Here is a 15,479-nt window from a genome sequence, read left to right as displayed (position 1 = left end):
AACTATGGCGTCACTTTACAATACCAAATACTATCATCGCGATCTGTCTTGGCTTCGATTTAATCATCGTGTGCTTCAAGAAGCAGCCGATTCGCGCAACCCGTTGTATGAACGCATTAAATTTCTAGCGATCTTTTCATCTAACTTAGATGAGTTTTTTAGGGTTCGTGTGTCTGACATCCGTCAGATCAAAAAAATAGAAAAACCCCTTCGGAAAAAGTTAATTACCAAACCCAACAAAGTACTTAAGGAAATAAAAAAGCAAGTTCACTTGCAACAGCAGGAGTTCGGAACAATTTTTTATAACGACATCATTCCGAAGTTAGAAGAAGAAAACATCTATTTGATTAATCATAGCTCATTTTCGGCCACGCAGCGGCTAGTGGCTCAAAATTATTACGATGAGATCTTAAAAGACAAGATCACTATTGCTTGTAATCCTTGCTCCGGTGAAGATGAAGTTTTTGTAAAGAACGAAAGCCTGTATCTGGCAGCCATACTTTCTAAAGAAGAGTTTGCACTTGTAGAGATCCCTGAAGATGAACCTCGATTTTTTGTGTTTCCGAAGCAAAACGGAAAATACTACATCACCTTTATAGACGACATCTTAAAATACTGTTTGCGGCAAAGCCCGGAAATGGAAAAAGACTTAACCTTTTTTGCCATTAAGAAATCGCGAGACGCCGAGCTGTACATAGAAGATGAGTTCTCCGGCAATTTAATGGAAAAAATAAAAGCGTCGTTGCCAAAACGATCTACCGGACAAGCAACGCGTCTACTTATAGACGAAAAAATGCCCCAATCCTTTAGAGATATTTTAAAAAAATCGTTGGATGTTTTCAATGCCGATATCATCGAAGGAGGTGCCTATCATAACTTTAAGGATTTCTTCAGTTTTCCGAATCCTACCGACAAAGCGCTCTCTATAGACAAACTTCCGCCTATTGATCACCCCATGTTATCACAATACGATTCTATGTTCGAGGCGATCGAAGCCTCAGATCATCTCTTGCATTATCCGTATCAATCGTTTGAACCTGTGATTCGTTTGGTTGAAGAAGCCGCTGTAGATCCTCATGTTACAAAGATCAAAATAACCATTTACAGAGCCGCTAAAGAATCTCGATTAAACGATGCAATTGCACTTGCTGCTAAGAACGGCAAGGATGTGACCGTCTTTATAGAAGTAAAAGCACGATTTGACGAAAAGAACAACCTAAAGTGGGGTTCGATCTTTAAAGAAAATGGCGCCAACGTAATTTATAGCTATCCGGATATTAAAGTACATTCTAAGATATTGTGTATTGAGCGGGTTAAAGATGGAACTAAAAAACGCTTTGGTTATATCGCTACCGGAAACTTCAACGAGAACACAGCAACTTTGTATACCGACTTCGGATTGATGACCACCCACAAAAAGATCACTAAAGAGCTTAATAAAGTGTTCTTGGTGCTAGATGGCACCATTATCTTTCCCAAGACAAAGCGCTTGCTGGTATCTCCATTTACCACGCGTGTACGTTTTATTGAAATGGTAAATCGGGAGATCGATCTGGCCAAACAAGGAAAAGATGCGTATATCATCTTAAAGATGAACAGCCTACAGGACAATGACATGATCAAACTGTTATATCGTGCAAGCAATGCAGGAGTACAAATTCGCTTGTTAATTCGTGGGATCTGTTCGTTGGTCGCGGGTATCAAAGGACAAAGCGAGAATATTTACGTTACCTCTATCGTAGATCGTTTCTTAGAGCATGGGCGGGTGTATATCTTCGGAAATGATGGTGACGAGCAACTGTATTTCGGTTCTGCCGATTGGATGACCCGAAACCTCAACCACCGTATCGAAGTGGTTACACCGGTGTTTGATAAAAAGTTGAAGCAGATCGTACGTGAACTTATCGACATTCAATTAAACGACAATGTAAAGGCTCGTATAATCGATGCGGATCAGAAGAATTTGTATGTTCAAAATGATAAAAAGCCCGTTCAAGCACAATTAGACACTTACGAGTATTTTAAGAAGCTTAGCGAATAAACTTGTGTTCCCTAGCGTGCTCTATAGCCTCTTGGCTATCTTCTACGAGCAAGGCCGGTGTTGTTTTATACGAATCGAACAAGCCGCGAATACGCATCATTCGTTTATGGTGTTTTACACTTCGCAAATAAATGGCTAGGATACGATCGGGATGCGATTGTGCTATTTCAATGTAGATATCGGCATCATGCTCGCCACTATCGCCAATCAAGATAAACGGCATTTTTGGGTAGGTTTGTAGCAAGTTGATAATTTCCTTTTGTTTTTGAGGTTTTTCGCTTTTGGATTTCTTTCCGAAGATAGCGCTAAACCGTCTTAACAATATGGGTCCCTTCGGAAAGTTATTCTTCTTCAAGAAAAGTTCTAGATAACGGTACAAGTTCCAGGGACTATGACTCACATAGAATAACGGATTACTATTCTCACCGGAAACCCCACGGTGCAACATGTGATAAAAGTCTGAAGCACCTTCTAACGGACTACGTCGTTCGGCGCGTTTAAAAAAGGTGTTGAGCAACAATCGCCATTTTAGTTTAGAAGTAACTCCGGTATGTAAGATAGTGTCGTCGATGTCGCTTGCGATCCCAAACGTTGCAGTATTTGAAGGGATCAACATTTCGCCCGGAAAGCGATTGTTGTTTTTGATACTTCTGTTTTTTGGCTGATTGTCGTAGCTTATCACGTAGGGCAACCAACCTTCGTTATTGGTAAGCGCTTCGAGTCCGTTTGTTTGCACATCGACCAAAAAATACCCATGTTTATCGGTAGTGGTATAAAAGGTTCGACCGTCGGATAATGTGAGCTTTAATTTGGTGTTTTTAACTTCATCGGTCTCGAATCGCTTGTAACTATTTATTAGAAGACGTAATAGCCCTTTTTTAGAGAGATCGATAGATTCATCTTCAATTGCTCTACCGCGCGCATAGAGATGCGTATCGGTTCCATAGCTATGAAAGGCAATAATTTGCAACGGATCTTTAGAAAACCAACCCATATATTAGAAATGCCACGCTTCGGGCCACAGCCACATGATTAATAAACCTGTAATAATAGAGATACCAAAAGTGATGGCAACCCATTTTGCCAATTTTCGGGTTCCTAGAACGGCTGCCATAATACCTTTAAACACTAAATTAGAGAGGGACGCCAGCAGTATAAGCCGCCACCCTGTTTCTGTTTGAAGTCCGTCGTCTTTCATTAGTTGCGAAAGCGATAATGTGATCGCATCAACATCGGTTAACCCACTAATAATTGAAACTATATAGAGGGCACTGTTCCCAAACTCTTCTTTTGTGAAGGCAACTGCCAAAAGTATTAGTCCGTACAACAAGCCAAAAATCAGTGCGCTCTTAAATTGAGCCGGGTTCTTTGGTTCGGGCATTTCTTCACCCTCCTCGTCATTATTGATTAGGTAAAATAGTCCTACGCATAACAAGATCATTATGACAAATTCTACTAGAATAGGCAGCATAATTTGCGGCAGCTTTTCAGGGATTACGATGCCTACCTCAATTAAAACACGCGCAAGCGCAATGGCTGATGCAGCTGTGATGACAAAGGCTGCCATTTTATGAATATTCTTTGCATTGGCCGTCATTCTCGAGTAACTCACTGTTGTCGCAGTACTACTGATCATACCCCCTAAGACCCCATTAGAAACGATCCCTACTTTCTTACCTACAAACTTGTAAATAAAGTAACCTACAACGCTTATTCCAACGATAAGCGTGACCATAAGCCATATATTCTTCGGGTTTAAAACATCTAAAGGTCCAAAGGTCTCATCTGGAAGTATGGGCAGTACCACCAAGGAGATACCTGCAAAGGTCATTATAGCGGCCAGGTCTTTCTCTTTTAGTCGATCTATAAAATCGTGGAGGTGTTCTTTTACATAGAGCAGTATAGCTAAAGCGCCACCCACTATAACCGCTATTATTTGACTTCCCAACACCAAATATGCTCCTATCGCAAACATAAGCAATGCGGCCACTTCGGTGGTTTGGCCTACATCGGCTCCATCTAGCTTTTTAAGTTTTATTACATTGGCGATCACCATGAAGGCAGTAATCGCGATACCAAAGGCAGGAAGAATAAAAGGATTGTCATATTCTCGTGTTAGAAAACCGGTAACGGTTCCTAAAATAGCGATCAATGTAAAAGTTCGAACGCCGGCAATTTTGCTGTCGGTTCGCTCGCGTTGCAGCCCAACGAGCATCCCAAGACCAAACGCAATTCCTAATGTAATAATATCGTCGTAGTTCATCCTAGATACAAGATACTACAAACCATAAAAAAACCCTGCTCGAAGGGCAGGGTTTTAAAAATACTTTAACGAATATGCTTAGTTCTCTTCGATCACTTCTACTTCTTTGATCACTTCTTTTTTGGTCACTTTTGTCGTTGATTCTTTTAATGCATCAACTTGAGCACGCACTTCTTCTTCTGTTCCGGTAAAAGTCTTTGTTTCGGTAGTTGTCTCACCATCTATGGTTGTTTCGATCGTAACTTCTGCGGTTGTAACATCGCCTTCCGAAGTCATATTTACGATTATTTCTTTATTAATTTCCGATCTGTTTGCTTCGGAAAGTTGAGTTGCTTGCTTGTCTGTTAGCAAGGTCTTGTTACCATCCTCATCGATAAAGTACATCGCTTCCGAAGTATTCATTGCTTCTGCACTTTCTGAAGCAGAATGTCCACCGAGGATAGGCGCGATCACCAATCCAACCAAACAAGTTAGCTTAATTAAGATGTTCATAGAAGGTCCCGATGTATCTTTAAAAGGATCTCCAACAGTATCTCCAGTGACAGCGGCTTTATGCGCATCACTTCCCTTGTAGGTCATTTCTCCATCGATCATCACACCTGCTTCAAACGATTTCTTGGCGTTGTCCCAAGCGCCTCCGGCATTGTTTTGGAAGATGGCCCACATCACTCCACTAACACAAACTCCGGCCATATATCCTCCTAAGGGTTCAGCACCAAAAACGAGTCCGATAACGATAGGTGTAATAATAGTAAGTAGTCCAGGCAGGATCATTTCTTTTAAGGCCGCTTTGGTAGAAATATCGACACATTTTGCGTATTCGGGTGTCCCTGTTCCTTCCATAATTCCAGGAATTTCGCGGAATTGACGGCGCACTTCTTGAACCATTTCCATAGCAGCTTTTCCTACCGATTTCATGGCAAGGGCGGAAAATACAACCGGTATCATTCCACCAACAAATAGCATCGCTAATACGTCGGCGCGGAAGATGTTAATTCCGTCGATGCCGGTAAAGGTTACATAGGCAGCAAAAAGTGCCAATGCTGTTAGGGCAGCAGACGCGATCGCAAATCCTTTTCCTACGGCTGCGGTAGTATTTCCAACCGAGTCTAAAATATCGGTACGTTCACGAACGTGATCTTCAAGTTCACTCATTTCGGCAACACCTCCTGCGTTATCGGCAATAGGACCAAAAGCATCGATCGCTAATTGCATGGCGGTGGTTGCCATCATTGCAGAAGCGGCTAATGCCACACCATAGAATCCGGCAAACTCATACGAGCCATAGATTGCGGCAGCAAAAAGCAATACCGACCAAAACGTTGATTTCATCCCAACTGCAAGACCTGCAATAATATTAGTGGCAGCTCCTGTAGAAGAATTTTTTACAATATCCATTACCGGTTTTTTACCGAGACTGGTATAATGTGCTGTTACATACGAGATCAAAGCTCCTACCGCCAATCCGATACAGGCAGACCAGAACACATTAATAGAAGGGATGGTTTGATATCCTTCACCGAAGAATTTCATGTTCATCTCTGCAGGCAACATCCAATCGATCAAAAACCAACTAGCGGCTAAAGTTAGAATAATAGCTACCCAGTTTCCCGTATCTAAAGCGCGTTGTACGGTTGGTTCTTTTGCATCGTTGCTCTTAATTTTTACTAAGAACGTTCCAATTATAGAAGCTAACACTCCCACACCGGCAATTACCAACGGAAGTAAGATAGGTCCCATATTGTTAAAGGCATCGGTAAATTGTTCGGCATTCGAAATGCTAATATCTCGAATTACGTAATTACCTAACACCATTGCTGCAAGTACAGTCGCTACGTAGGACCCGAATAGATCGGCGCCCATACCGGCAACATCACCAACATTATCACCAACGTTATCTGCGATGGTTGCTGGATTACGCGGATCATCCTCAGGGATGCCTGCTTCCACCTTACCTACAAGGTCGGCACCTACATCGGCCGCTTTGGTATAAATTCCACCACCCACACGAGCGAAAAGTGCAATACTCTCTGCTCCTAGAGAGAAACCGGCTAGGGCTTCCAGTACGATGGTCATGTCGTTATAAAAATCACCACCCTCGGTGATGAACTGCCCTAAGAAGAACAAAAAGAACAAACTTAATCCCAGTACGGCCAATCCTGCAACACCAAGTCCCATAACAGTACCACCGCCAAAAGAAACTTTTAAGGCTTGTGGCAAGCTAGTTTTAGCAGCTTCTGCTGTTCTTGCATTGGCTTCTGTAGCGATTCGCATACCGATATTACCGGCCAATGCCGAGAAAATTGCTCCAAAAATAAAAGCAGGTACGATCATCCAACTAGTAGTGTCGACCAATGCGGAAACCACATATAATAATATACTTGCGATCACAGCGAAAATAAGTAAGAGCCTGTATTCAGCATTTAAAAACGCCAAGGCTCCTTCTTTAATACTTTTAGATATAGACTGCATGCGTTCACTTCCTGCAGGTTGTTTTTTTACCCAGCTCATCCTGATGAGCATGAACAACAATCCTAAGATCGCAAGGCCAATGGGTACATAAATAATGTTCTGTTCCATGTAGTTAAAGGTTTTGTTAAATCGGCAGCTAAAGTAAGAAATTAAAGAGAATTAAAAAACCCCTAAGAATTGTAATTCGAAGGGGTTGAGATCTTTCCAAATAGTGAATTATATGGTGAAGTTCTTGTTCTTTTTATGTACACTGTTATCGTATCGATCGATACATTTATATAAGATATCGTACGCTTCTTTGGCATCGCCCCATCCTCCTACATCGACGCGCTTCTTCTCTAGATCCTTATAGACCTGAAAAAAGTGCTCGATCTCTTTGACGATGTGTGGGTTCATATCGGACAAGTCGTTCAAGCTATTCCAGATAGGGTCTGAAACGGGTACACAAATCACCTTTTCATCCGGACCTTTTTCATCGGCCATGTGAAAAACACCAATGGGTTTTACTTCCATCACACACATGGGGAAGGTAGGTTCGCTACCAAGCACCAATACATCTAGCGGGTCACCGTCTAATGCCAAGGTCTCCGGAATAAAGCCATAATCGGCCGGATACATCATAGAAGAGAATAGCATACGATCGAATCGTATTTTCTTTAGTTCAAAATCGTATTCGTATTTATTTCGGCTTCCTTTGGGAATTTCGATCAATACATCGAAGCTTCCTTTTTTGTCTACTGTCATTTTATTTATTTATTCTGAAAAGATTACACTCCCCTGTCATTTTTTGGGGGTGCAAAAGTACGGATCTTTCACCGAAAAACACCTATTAAAGCACAATAAGTAGAATGCTTTTTACAACTCGTAATCAACTTACACCTTTGTTAACTTCCAAGAACCTTTTTTAAACCAAAGAATCGCAATAATTGCAATTAATACTTCTGCTAACGTAATTGCAGTAAAAACTCCAATAGGCCCCCAATCCCATAAAAGAGCAGCAGTGTATGCAAACGGCAACTGAATTAGCCAAAAACAAAAGAAATTAATAATGGTTGGTGTCTTGGTGTCCCCTGCACCATTAAACGCATTGGTGATGGTCATACCATAGGCATAGAACACATAGCCGGCGGTAATGATCTGTAAACTAAGCGCTCCGTAATACACCACGTCCTGCTCATCACTAAACCAGCTAATAATACGCGCTGCAAACACCAAATAAAGCACAGATATTACAGCCATAAACCAAGCATTATATTTACTGGTTTTCCAAACCGAGATCTCGGCGCGATCTGGTTGATTGGCTCCGAGATTTTGACCTACTAAAGTTGCGGCTGCATTACTCATTCCCCAGGCCGGCATTAGGGTAAACATCATGACACGAATAGCGATGGTATAACCGGCCAACACTTCGCTCCCAAATTCACTCATGATCCTCATCAAAAAGATCCAACTGGAGGTTCCAATTAAGAATTGTCCTATCCCACCCAAGGACACACGAATAAGGTTGAACATTATCGTGAGATTTAATTTAATATGATGCAGGGCTAATTTTATGCGGGTGCTTCCGAAGAACAAAAGATACAGCTGAAACAGTACGGCTGTTCCTCTACCAATAGTAGTGGCAATTGCGGCACCGGCCACACCGTACTCAGGGATTGGGCCCCAACCAAATATAAATATGGGGTCTAGAATTATATTCAATCCATTGGAAAGGATCAAGACCCACATAGCGATGGAAGCATTGCCCGCACCGCGAAATATAGCATTGATCAAAAAGAGTAATACAATTGTGATATTGCCGCCAAAAAGGATCTGAGTATAGCGATACCCTTCTTCTACTAAAGAAGCTTCCGCACCCATAAGTTGCAAAATCTCTTTCGGGTACATGATCCCAATGCAACTTACCACAGCTGCAACGGCTATACCGAGAAAAATTACTTGTACTGAGGCACGATTGGCTCCTTCTTTATCTTTTTCGCCTATTCGTCGTGCGACAACCGCGGTAGCTGCCATACTAAGCCCTACTGCGACAGCGTAAACCAACGTTAACACAGACTCGGTTAGCCCGATGGTCGCTACCGCGTTTGTGCTTACCTGAGAAACGTATGCAATATCGACCAAGGCGAAAATGGACTCCATACACATTTCGAGTATCATGGGTATGGACAGCAGAATGATCGCTTTGCGAATGCTGCCTTTGGTATAATCTATCTCCTTACCGGAAATAGCATCTTTTATAAGTTGAAATACAGTTGTAGCAGTGAAATTTGATGAAGCCATGCTTTGCAATTAAAATTTATGTATAGTAGAATTTCGCCTCATGGGCGATGGCCATCCGGTAGAATAATTCTTTCAGATGCGGTCGTTATACAATAACAGGCAGCTTCATAATAGGATAAAGGTAAACTAATTTTTGGATTTTGAAATAACACTTCCGCTTCCGAAGTGAAAAAAGTAATTAAAAGGAGAATCCAAATACACCGGTAACTCCAAATTTTCGAGCATCGGGATTGTTTAGATAATTTCCTCGAAAATTAAAATCGAGGCGAAAAATCTTAAAGATATTACCAATACCAACACTGTATTCATAATAGATATCACCTGGTGCTTGGTAAATGATGTTGGATGCATTTAGCGCGATATTTTCTTCGGAAATCTCTCCGTACACTGCCCTAAAGCCAATTACTTCTCTTAGATTGAGCTTACGCAAACCTGGAATACGTGAAAATAAGCGCCCGCCAAAGTTATGTTGAACATGAAGAGAGGCATAGGTATCGCTAACAAATTCGTAATAATCCAATTGCGTAAAGGTGTTGTACAAACTAAAATATGTTTGGTTACCAGGGATGGGACTTAACAAACTTAGTGGTACCGGATCGAAGATCTTTCCAACCTCAACCGTGGTAAGCAAACGCCCTAGACCACCAATATTCCATGGTCTGGTATAGAGACCTTGTAATTTTTTATACTCAAAATCGCCGTTCAACACATCCTTTAATCCATAGGTATACGCCACATAAAAAACAGGAAAATCTCCGTCATTGATTATGGTTCGTTCTACCCCATAGCCCGATGTTTTTCTGCGTGGGGTGTAGTTAAAAGCCAATTCGATCTCTGGCTGGGAAACAGTGCTTCTAATGGTGCCGTCTTCATCAAAATAATCGATGCTAAATGTGTCTGTTGCCGATTCTAAATTACGGTAAGAACCCGTAAGACGGAGAACAAGATTCTTTACCGGCTCCACTTCAAAACCTACGGTCGTTAGATTGATCCTGCTTAAACGATCGTTTGCACCTACCGAGATCAAAGAGGATGAAGCAAGACTTCTTCCTAGTACATCGTTGCTGTTAGTGAGACTAGCCCCTGTTTGTTCGACATCCTTTCGGTTGCCTGCAAAAACCGTAAGCCTCGAAGTTCGGTCCAGCAACCATTTGGCCGAAATACCGTACTTGAATCGTTCGTCTTTAAATCCGTAGGCACCAAACCCTTCGATACGCCAAGGGTCGTTCTGACTAAAATAGGTGCGGCCTCCGAGTCGAATTCGGAGTCCTTCTGCTTCGTTGAAGCCAAAAATGGAAAACACCGGGCCAACGTCAAAATTATTGGTTTCATAATAGCCGGTGGCTAGAACTGCCCCTAAATTGTACAGTGTTTTAAATCGAGGAACCGTTTTTAAGGTGTCGAGCATTTTATACACTCCTTTCTCATCCTTGCTTAAGGATTCCATGCGTTTTTCTTCCCAATAGTCGTCGGGACGGTTGTAGACTTCATATTGATATGGGTCTACCTGTTCTTTGTAAAAGGATTTGTCCTTTTTAATGTCGAATTCGTAATTATCGTATAAAGTGGTTCGCTTGCCATAGACACCTCTGGCGCCTTCTTTTTTTCTGAAACTAAAGTCACTTAAAAAATAATCCCGAGTAATTAAAAAAGTTGAATCGTTCAATACATCGAACTCTTGTTCGATATACACTTCACGGACCCAGTTTAAATTGGCACTTTTAGACGCCTGAAGGTTGATCTCCTTGATAGCCCAAGTGCTATCGTTCACCCAAAAATCACCTTTAAAAGTTAGCTCGTTCTTTCTCCTCGGGTAGTAGACGATGTTATAGCACCATTTATTATCGCGATAGGCACTGTCTAAAAGCACGTAGTTATAAACATCGATACCGGTGGTTGATAACGGACTTGTGAAGGCCTTGTCGAAAAATTTGAGGTAATTGTCGTACACATTGTATTCGCTGTAGAGGTCCTTGATAAAAGCGATAAGTGTGTTATTGTTGTCAAATCCGGAGTTCTTATTCCCTTCTAAGACCTCTTTTTCTTCATTCAATAGATTGTCGCCGTAGACCTTAGCATAGGCTTCATTAATAAAGATAGGCAAGTAGGTGTTTCCGGTAATATTTGAAGTATCGGTTTGATCGAAGATAAATTCCATCCCGTTGAACACTCGACTGTTAATTAAAGCGCTGTCGATGGTATTGAGATCGAACTCTAATTTTTCGTACTTGTCGTATTGGTATTGCTTAAACTTTTTAACGCCATTTTCTCTCCTATTTTCCCAGATCTTGCGAAGAATATCGATAGCAGGATTGTTCTTTTTAGATTGTTTCCCTGTAAAGATCACAACCTCATCTAAGGCTGCTGCTTCTTCCTCTAGAACGATCTCCATATTGTAGGTGCTTCGGTCTGTAAGCGTTACTTCGGTACTGCTAAAACCTATAAATGAAAATACGACCTCTGTATAGTTATCATCACTTTCGAGGTAGAACCGCCCTTCTTCGTTCGAAATGGTTCCTTCGTTAGAATCTTTAAATATAACGTTAGCAAATGCAATAGGTGTTCCAGCGGTATCTTTAATCACACCACTTACCTTGGTTTGGGCCATGGCAACAGTGGCCAGTCCCATAAACAAGAAAAAAAGTATTTGCTTCATAAAGACTATGTAGATTCGGGTGACGTGATTAGAATTGTATGTATACTGAAGTGTAGGTCGTAAACCTACTCTTTGTATAACACTTTTTTCACAGCCTTTATTACATCCTCGCTGTTAGGAAGCCATTCTTTTAACAATACCGGCGAATAAGGAGCCGGAGTATCTGCGGTATTTAATTTTACGATAGGAGCGTCTAAATAATCGAATGCTTTGCTTTGCACTTGATAGGTAATTTCTGTTGCCACATTTCCAAATGGCCAGGCTTCTTCTAGGATTACCAACCGATTTGTCTTCTTAACCGATTCTAAGATAGCGTCATGATCCATTGGGCGCACTGTTCGAAGGTCGATGATTTCACATTCAATGCCTTCTTCGGAAAGTGTTTCGGCAGCCTTATACGCTTCTTTTATAATTTTTCCGAAGGAAACAATAGTCACATCATCGCCTTTCCGCTTAATATCGGCCACACCTAAAGGAATAAGATATTCCCCTTCAGGCACTTCTCCTTTGTCCCCATACATTTGCTCGCTTTCCATAAAGATCACCGGGTCATCATCTCGAATAGCACTTTTAAGCAATCCTTTGGCATCGGCCGGATTACTAGGCACTACTACTTTAAGACCGGGGGTGTTTGCAAACCAGCTCTCGAAAGCTTGAGAGTGTGTTGCCGCCAACTGCCCGGCAGAAGCGGTAGGTCCTCTAAAAACGATTGGAATATTGATTTGACCGCCGCTCATTTGTCGCATCTTGGCGGCGTTGTTAATAATTTGATCGATCCCTACCAGTGAAAAGTTAAAGGTCATAAATTCGATGATAGGTCGGTTCCCGTTCATAGCAGATCCAACACCAATTCCCGAAAAGCCAAGTTCCGATATGGGTGTGTCGATTACCCGCTTGGCACCAAATTCATCCAACATTCCTTTACTTGCTTTATATGCTCCATTGTATTCGGCCACTTCTTCTCCCATAAGGTAGATAGATTCATCACGACGCATTTCTTCACTCATCGCCTCGCAGATAGCCTCTCTAAATTGTAATGTTTTCATGTGTTTCGGATCTTTATTTTTTCTGAAAAAGGATAGAACCCCTCTCGTTGCGAACAAGAAAGCACAAAAATAGTATTATTTATATGTGTGTAGTCATTTTTTGAGAAGATTTAACGCAATTTTATTATGCATGCATAGCAAAATTATTAAATATATATGTATCTTCGTAGCCTTGTAATCTGAAGCATTTTCAACCACAGATTACCCAATTATTTACAGATTAAAATTACGATCAACTATGAAAATATTAGTGTGTATTAGTCACGTACCAGACACTACCTCAAAAATTAATTTTACAGAGAGCGATACGAAATTCGATACCAATGGAGTTCAATTTGTAATTAACCCTAACGATGAGTTCGGACTTACTCGCGCCATGTGGTTTAAAGAAAAGCAAGGTGCTACTGTGCATGTTGTAAATGTAGGAGGACCCGAAACCGAACCAACCTTGCGAAAGGCCTTGGCTATTGGTGCCGATGAGGCCATTCGAGTAAACACTGAAGCTACCGATGGTTTTTCGGTTGCGAAACAGTTGGCAAATGTGGTTAAAGAAGGCAACTACGACCTCATTATTGGAGGACGCGAATCGATCGACTACAACGGTGGAATGGTTCCAGGTATGCTTGCACAGTTAATCGATGCTAATTTTATCAATACCTGTATAAACCTCGAGATTGAAGGTAATAGCGCCACCGCAATTCGTGAGATCGACGGTGGGAAAGAAACCGTAAGTACTTCACTTCCGTTAGTGGTAGGCGGACAAAAAGGATTGGTGGAAGAAAGTGACCTTCGCATACCAAACATGCGCGGAATCATGCAAGCAAGATCGAAACCACTTCATGTAAAAGAACCGGTAGACGCAAGTGCAGAAACCAAAACAGTTTCTTTTCAGAAACCAGCGCCAAAAGGTTCGGTTAAATTAGTAGATGACGTCGACACCTTGATAGACCTTTTACACAACGAAGCAAAAGTTATTTAAATCCCGATATTTTAGAACATCAATTCATTTCGGGAATAAAAAATTAAATTATATGTCAGTTTTAGTATATACAGAATCAGAAGAAGGAACATTTAAAAAGATTGCATTCGAAGCCGTTTCGTATGCCAAAGGAATCGCAGAAACCTTGAGCACTTCGGTTACCGCCATCGCAATTAACGGAGGTGATGCTTCCCAGTTAGGGAAGTATGGAGCCGATAAAGTATTAGAAGTTTCTAACGATAAACTTAGTCCGTTCAATGCAGAAGCCTATGCCGATGTGGTTGCTCAGGCGGCCAAAGCCGAAGGAGCACAGGTCGTGGTACTTACATCCAGCGCAAACAGCAAATTTATGGCGCCTATGCTTGCCGTAAACCTCGACGCGGGATATGTATCCAATGTGACCGAACTTCCGGTAAGTACAGCACCATTTAAAGTTACGCACAGTGTATTTACCAATAAAGCATTTGCCACTACCGAAATTACAACCGACACAAAGGTGATTGGTTTGGCTAAAAATGCTTTCGGACTTAAAGAAAGTAATGTAGACGCTAGCACCGAAGCCTTTTCTCCAGAGCTTTCTTCGGAAGATTTCTCGGTAGAAGTTGTGTCTGTAGATAAGGCCACAGACAAGGTAACCATCGCCGATGCCGAGATCGTAGTATCTGGTGGGCGCGGACTAAAAGGACCCGAAAATTGGGGCATGATCGAAGAATTAGCAGAAATTCTCGGCGCTGCAACTGCATGTTCAAAACCTGTAAGTGATATGGGTTGGAGACCTCATAGCGAACACGTGGGGCAAACAGGAAAACCTGTAGCCTCTAATTTATACATTGCTGTTGGTATTAGTGGAGCCATTCAACACTTGGCCGGAATTAACGCTTCTAAGGTAAAAGTGGTTATAAATAACGACCCCGAGGCACCATTTTTTAAAGCTGCCGACTACGGAATTGTTGGAGATGCCTTCGAGGTACTTCCTAAATTGAACGAAAAATTAAAAGCCTTTAAGGCGCAAAACGCGTAATTTTTTGTTACTTTGTGCCTTGAAAAAAGGGCTGTTTAATTGAGGAAACGTCCTTGTTAAACAGCCTTTTTTATTAGAATGTCATGAGTTTAGTAAAGCTAAATATTAAGGGAATTTCGTACAGCCAAACACAGAATGGCGCCTACGCACTTATTTTGAGTGAAGAAGACGGTGATCGCAAACTTCCTATTGTTATCGGCGCTTTTGAAGCACAATCGATCGCGATTGCTCTCGAAAAAGAAATTAAACCTCCACGCCCATTAACTCACGATCTTTTTAAAAACTTTTCAGACCGATTTGAGATCGTGATCAAACAAGTGATCATTCACAAGTTGGTCGATGGTGTTTTCTATTCAAGCATCATATGCGAACGCGACAAGATAGAAGAGATCATCGATGCGCGAACTAGTGACGCCATAGCCTTGGCATTACGATTTAACGCTCCTATTTTTACCTATAAGGCAATTCTCGATAAGGCAGGAATTTATTTAAAAACCACGCCTAAAAAGAGGAAGCAAAAAAGCGCTAAAGAGGAAGATGCAGTAATTGAAGAGCTAATTGCAGGCGAAGACAAAGAATCGGTCGCACCAAAAGGCGAAAGCTACACTAAATATACGTTAAAAGAACTCAACAAAATGCTCGACCAAGCGGTTGCCAACGAAGACTACGAAAAAGCGGCACGCATACGGGACGAAATTTCAAAACGAAAGTAATAGATCGA

At 41.6% G+C, this 15,479-nt stretch carries 11 protein-coding genes; 4 read left to right on the top strand and 7 right to left on the bottom strand.

The window, feature by feature from the left end; all coding sequences use genetic code 11:
• Window positions 1-4: 4 nt before the first annotated feature.
• Window positions 5-2,041 carry a polyphosphate kinase 1 gene (gene ppk1, locus DWA30_RS01510; RefSeq protein ID WP_114490768.1) on the top strand — a complete coding sequence of 679 codons (2,037 nt, stop codon included), beginning with the start codon at window positions 5-7 and terminating at the stop codon, window positions 2,039-2,041.
• On the opposite strand, the gene DWA30_RS01505 is transcribed toward ppk1, so the two are convergent.
• From DWA30_RS01505 to DWA30_RS01475, 7 genes are all read right to left on the bottom strand, one after another.
• Window positions 2,031-3,035 carry an App1 family protein phosphatidate phosphatase gene (locus tag DWA30_RS01505; protein ID WP_114490767.1) on the bottom strand — a complete coding sequence of 335 codons (1,005 nt, stop codon included), beginning with the start codon at window positions 3,033-3,035 and terminating at the stop codon, window positions 2,031-2,033. The two genes, ppk1 and DWA30_RS01505, sit on opposite strands and share 11 nt — an antisense overlap.
• 3 nt (window positions 3,036-3,038) lie before the next feature.
• The gene (locus tag DWA30_RS01500; RefSeq protein ID WP_114490766.1) at window positions 3,039-4,304 is read right to left on the bottom strand and encodes an MgtC/SapB family protein; all 1,266 of its coding nucleotides are present in this window, start codon (window positions 4,302-4,304) and stop codon (window positions 3,039-3,041) included.
• Window positions 4,305-4,382: 78 nt separating this feature from the next.
• Window positions 4,383-6,884, bottom strand: a complete 2,502-nt coding sequence (locus DWA30_RS01495; RefSeq protein ID WP_114490765.1) for a sodium-translocating pyrophosphatase — start codon at window positions 6,882-6,884, stop codon at window positions 4,383-4,385.
• Between the two features lie 108 nt (window positions 6,885-6,992).
• Window positions 6,993-7,520, bottom strand: coding sequence for an inorganic diphosphatase (locus DWA30_RS01490; RefSeq protein WP_114490764.1), 528 nt, complete (start codon window positions 7,518-7,520; stop codon window positions 6,993-6,995).
• 129 nt (window positions 7,521-7,649) lie between these two features.
• Window positions 7,650-9,056 carry an MATE family efflux transporter gene (locus DWA30_RS01485; protein ID WP_114490763.1) on the bottom strand — a complete coding sequence of 469 codons (1,407 nt, stop codon included), beginning with the start codon at window positions 9,054-9,056 and terminating at the stop codon, window positions 7,650-7,652.
• Window positions 9,057-9,234: 178 nt separating this feature from the next.
• Window positions 9,235-11,712, bottom strand: a complete 2,478-nt coding sequence (locus tag DWA30_RS01480) for a DUF5686 family protein (RefSeq protein ID WP_114490762.1) — start codon at window positions 11,710-11,712, stop codon at window positions 9,235-9,237.
• A 65-nt stretch (window positions 11,713-11,777) separates the two neighbouring features.
• Entirely contained in the window at window positions 11,778-12,758 is a 981-nt protein-coding gene (locus DWA30_RS01475; protein ID WP_114490761.1) for a pyruvate dehydrogenase complex E1 component subunit beta, read from the bottom strand.
• Between the two features lie 238 nt (window positions 12,759-12,996).
• On the opposite strand from DWA30_RS01475, the gene DWA30_RS01470 reads away from it, so the two are divergent.
• From DWA30_RS01470 to DWA30_RS01460, 3 genes are all read left to right on the top strand, one after another.
• Window positions 12,997-13,737 (top strand): electron transfer flavoprotein subunit beta/FixA family protein, encoded by a 741-nt coding sequence (locus DWA30_RS01470; RefSeq protein WP_114490760.1) that lies wholly within the window; start codon window positions 12,997-12,999, stop codon window positions 13,735-13,737.
• A gap of 52 nt (window positions 13,738-13,789) precedes the next feature.
• Window positions 13,790-14,758, top strand: coding sequence for an electron transfer flavoprotein subunit alpha/FixB family protein (locus DWA30_RS01465; protein ID WP_114490759.1), 969 nt, complete (start codon window positions 13,790-13,792; stop codon window positions 14,756-14,758).
• An 83-nt stretch (window positions 14,759-14,841) separates the two neighbouring features.
• Complete coding sequence (locus tag DWA30_RS01460) at window positions 14,842-15,471, top strand: bifunctional nuclease family protein (protein ID WP_114490758.1); 630 nt, start codon at window positions 14,842-14,844, stop codon at window positions 15,469-15,471.
• Window positions 15,472-15,479: the final 8 nt, after the last annotated feature.

Source organism: Candidatus Ulvibacter alkanivorans (assembly GCF_003333325.1).
GTDB classification, from domain to species: domain Bacteria; phylum Bacteroidota; class Bacteroidia; order Flavobacteriales; family Flavobacteriaceae; genus Ulvibacter_A; species Ulvibacter_A alkanivorans.
The sequence above is the reverse complement of the archived record's forward strand: the minus strand, read 5'-3'. Positions and strand labels throughout refer to the sequence as shown.

Coding starts and splice junctions, on each gene's coding strand:
- DWA30_RS01500 (WP_114490766.1), bottom strand. CDS start 4,304: ATGAACTACGACGATATTATTACATTAGGAATTGCGTTTGGTCTTGGG.
- DWA30_RS01465 (WP_114490759.1), top strand. CDS start 13,790: ATGTCAGTTTTAGTATATACAGAATCAGAAGAAGGAACATTTAAAAAG.
- DWA30_RS01490 (WP_114490764.1), bottom strand. CDS start 7,520: ATGACAGTAGACAAAAAAGGAAGCTTCGATGTATTGATCGAAATTCCC.
- DWA30_RS01470 (WP_114490760.1), top strand. CDS start 12,997: ATGAAAATATTAGTGTGTATTAGTCACGTACCAGACACTACCTCAAAA.
- DWA30_RS01505 (WP_114490767.1), bottom strand. CDS start 3,035: ATGGGTTGGTTTTCTAAAGATCCGTTGCAAATTATTGCCTTTCATAGC.
- DWA30_RS01485 (WP_114490763.1), bottom strand. CDS start 9,056: ATGGCTTCATCAAATTTCACTGCTACAACTGTATTTCAACTTATAAAA.
- DWA30_RS01495 (WP_114490765.1), bottom strand. CDS start 6,884: ATGGAACAGAACATTATTTATGTACCCATTGGCCTTGCGATCTTAGGA.
- DWA30_RS01475 (WP_114490761.1), bottom strand. CDS start 12,758: ATGAAAACATTACAATTTAGAGAGGCTATCTGCGAGGCGATGAGTGAA.
- DWA30_RS01480 (WP_114490762.1), bottom strand. CDS start 11,712: ATGAAGCAAATACTTTTTTTCTTGTTTATGGGACTGGCCACTGTTGCC.
- ppk1 (WP_114490768.1), top strand. CDS start 5: ATGGCGTCACTTTACAATACCAAATACTATCATCGCGATCTGTCTTGG.
- DWA30_RS01460 (WP_114490758.1), top strand. CDS start 14,842: ATGAGTTTAGTAAAGCTAAATATTAAGGGAATTTCGTACAGCCAAACA.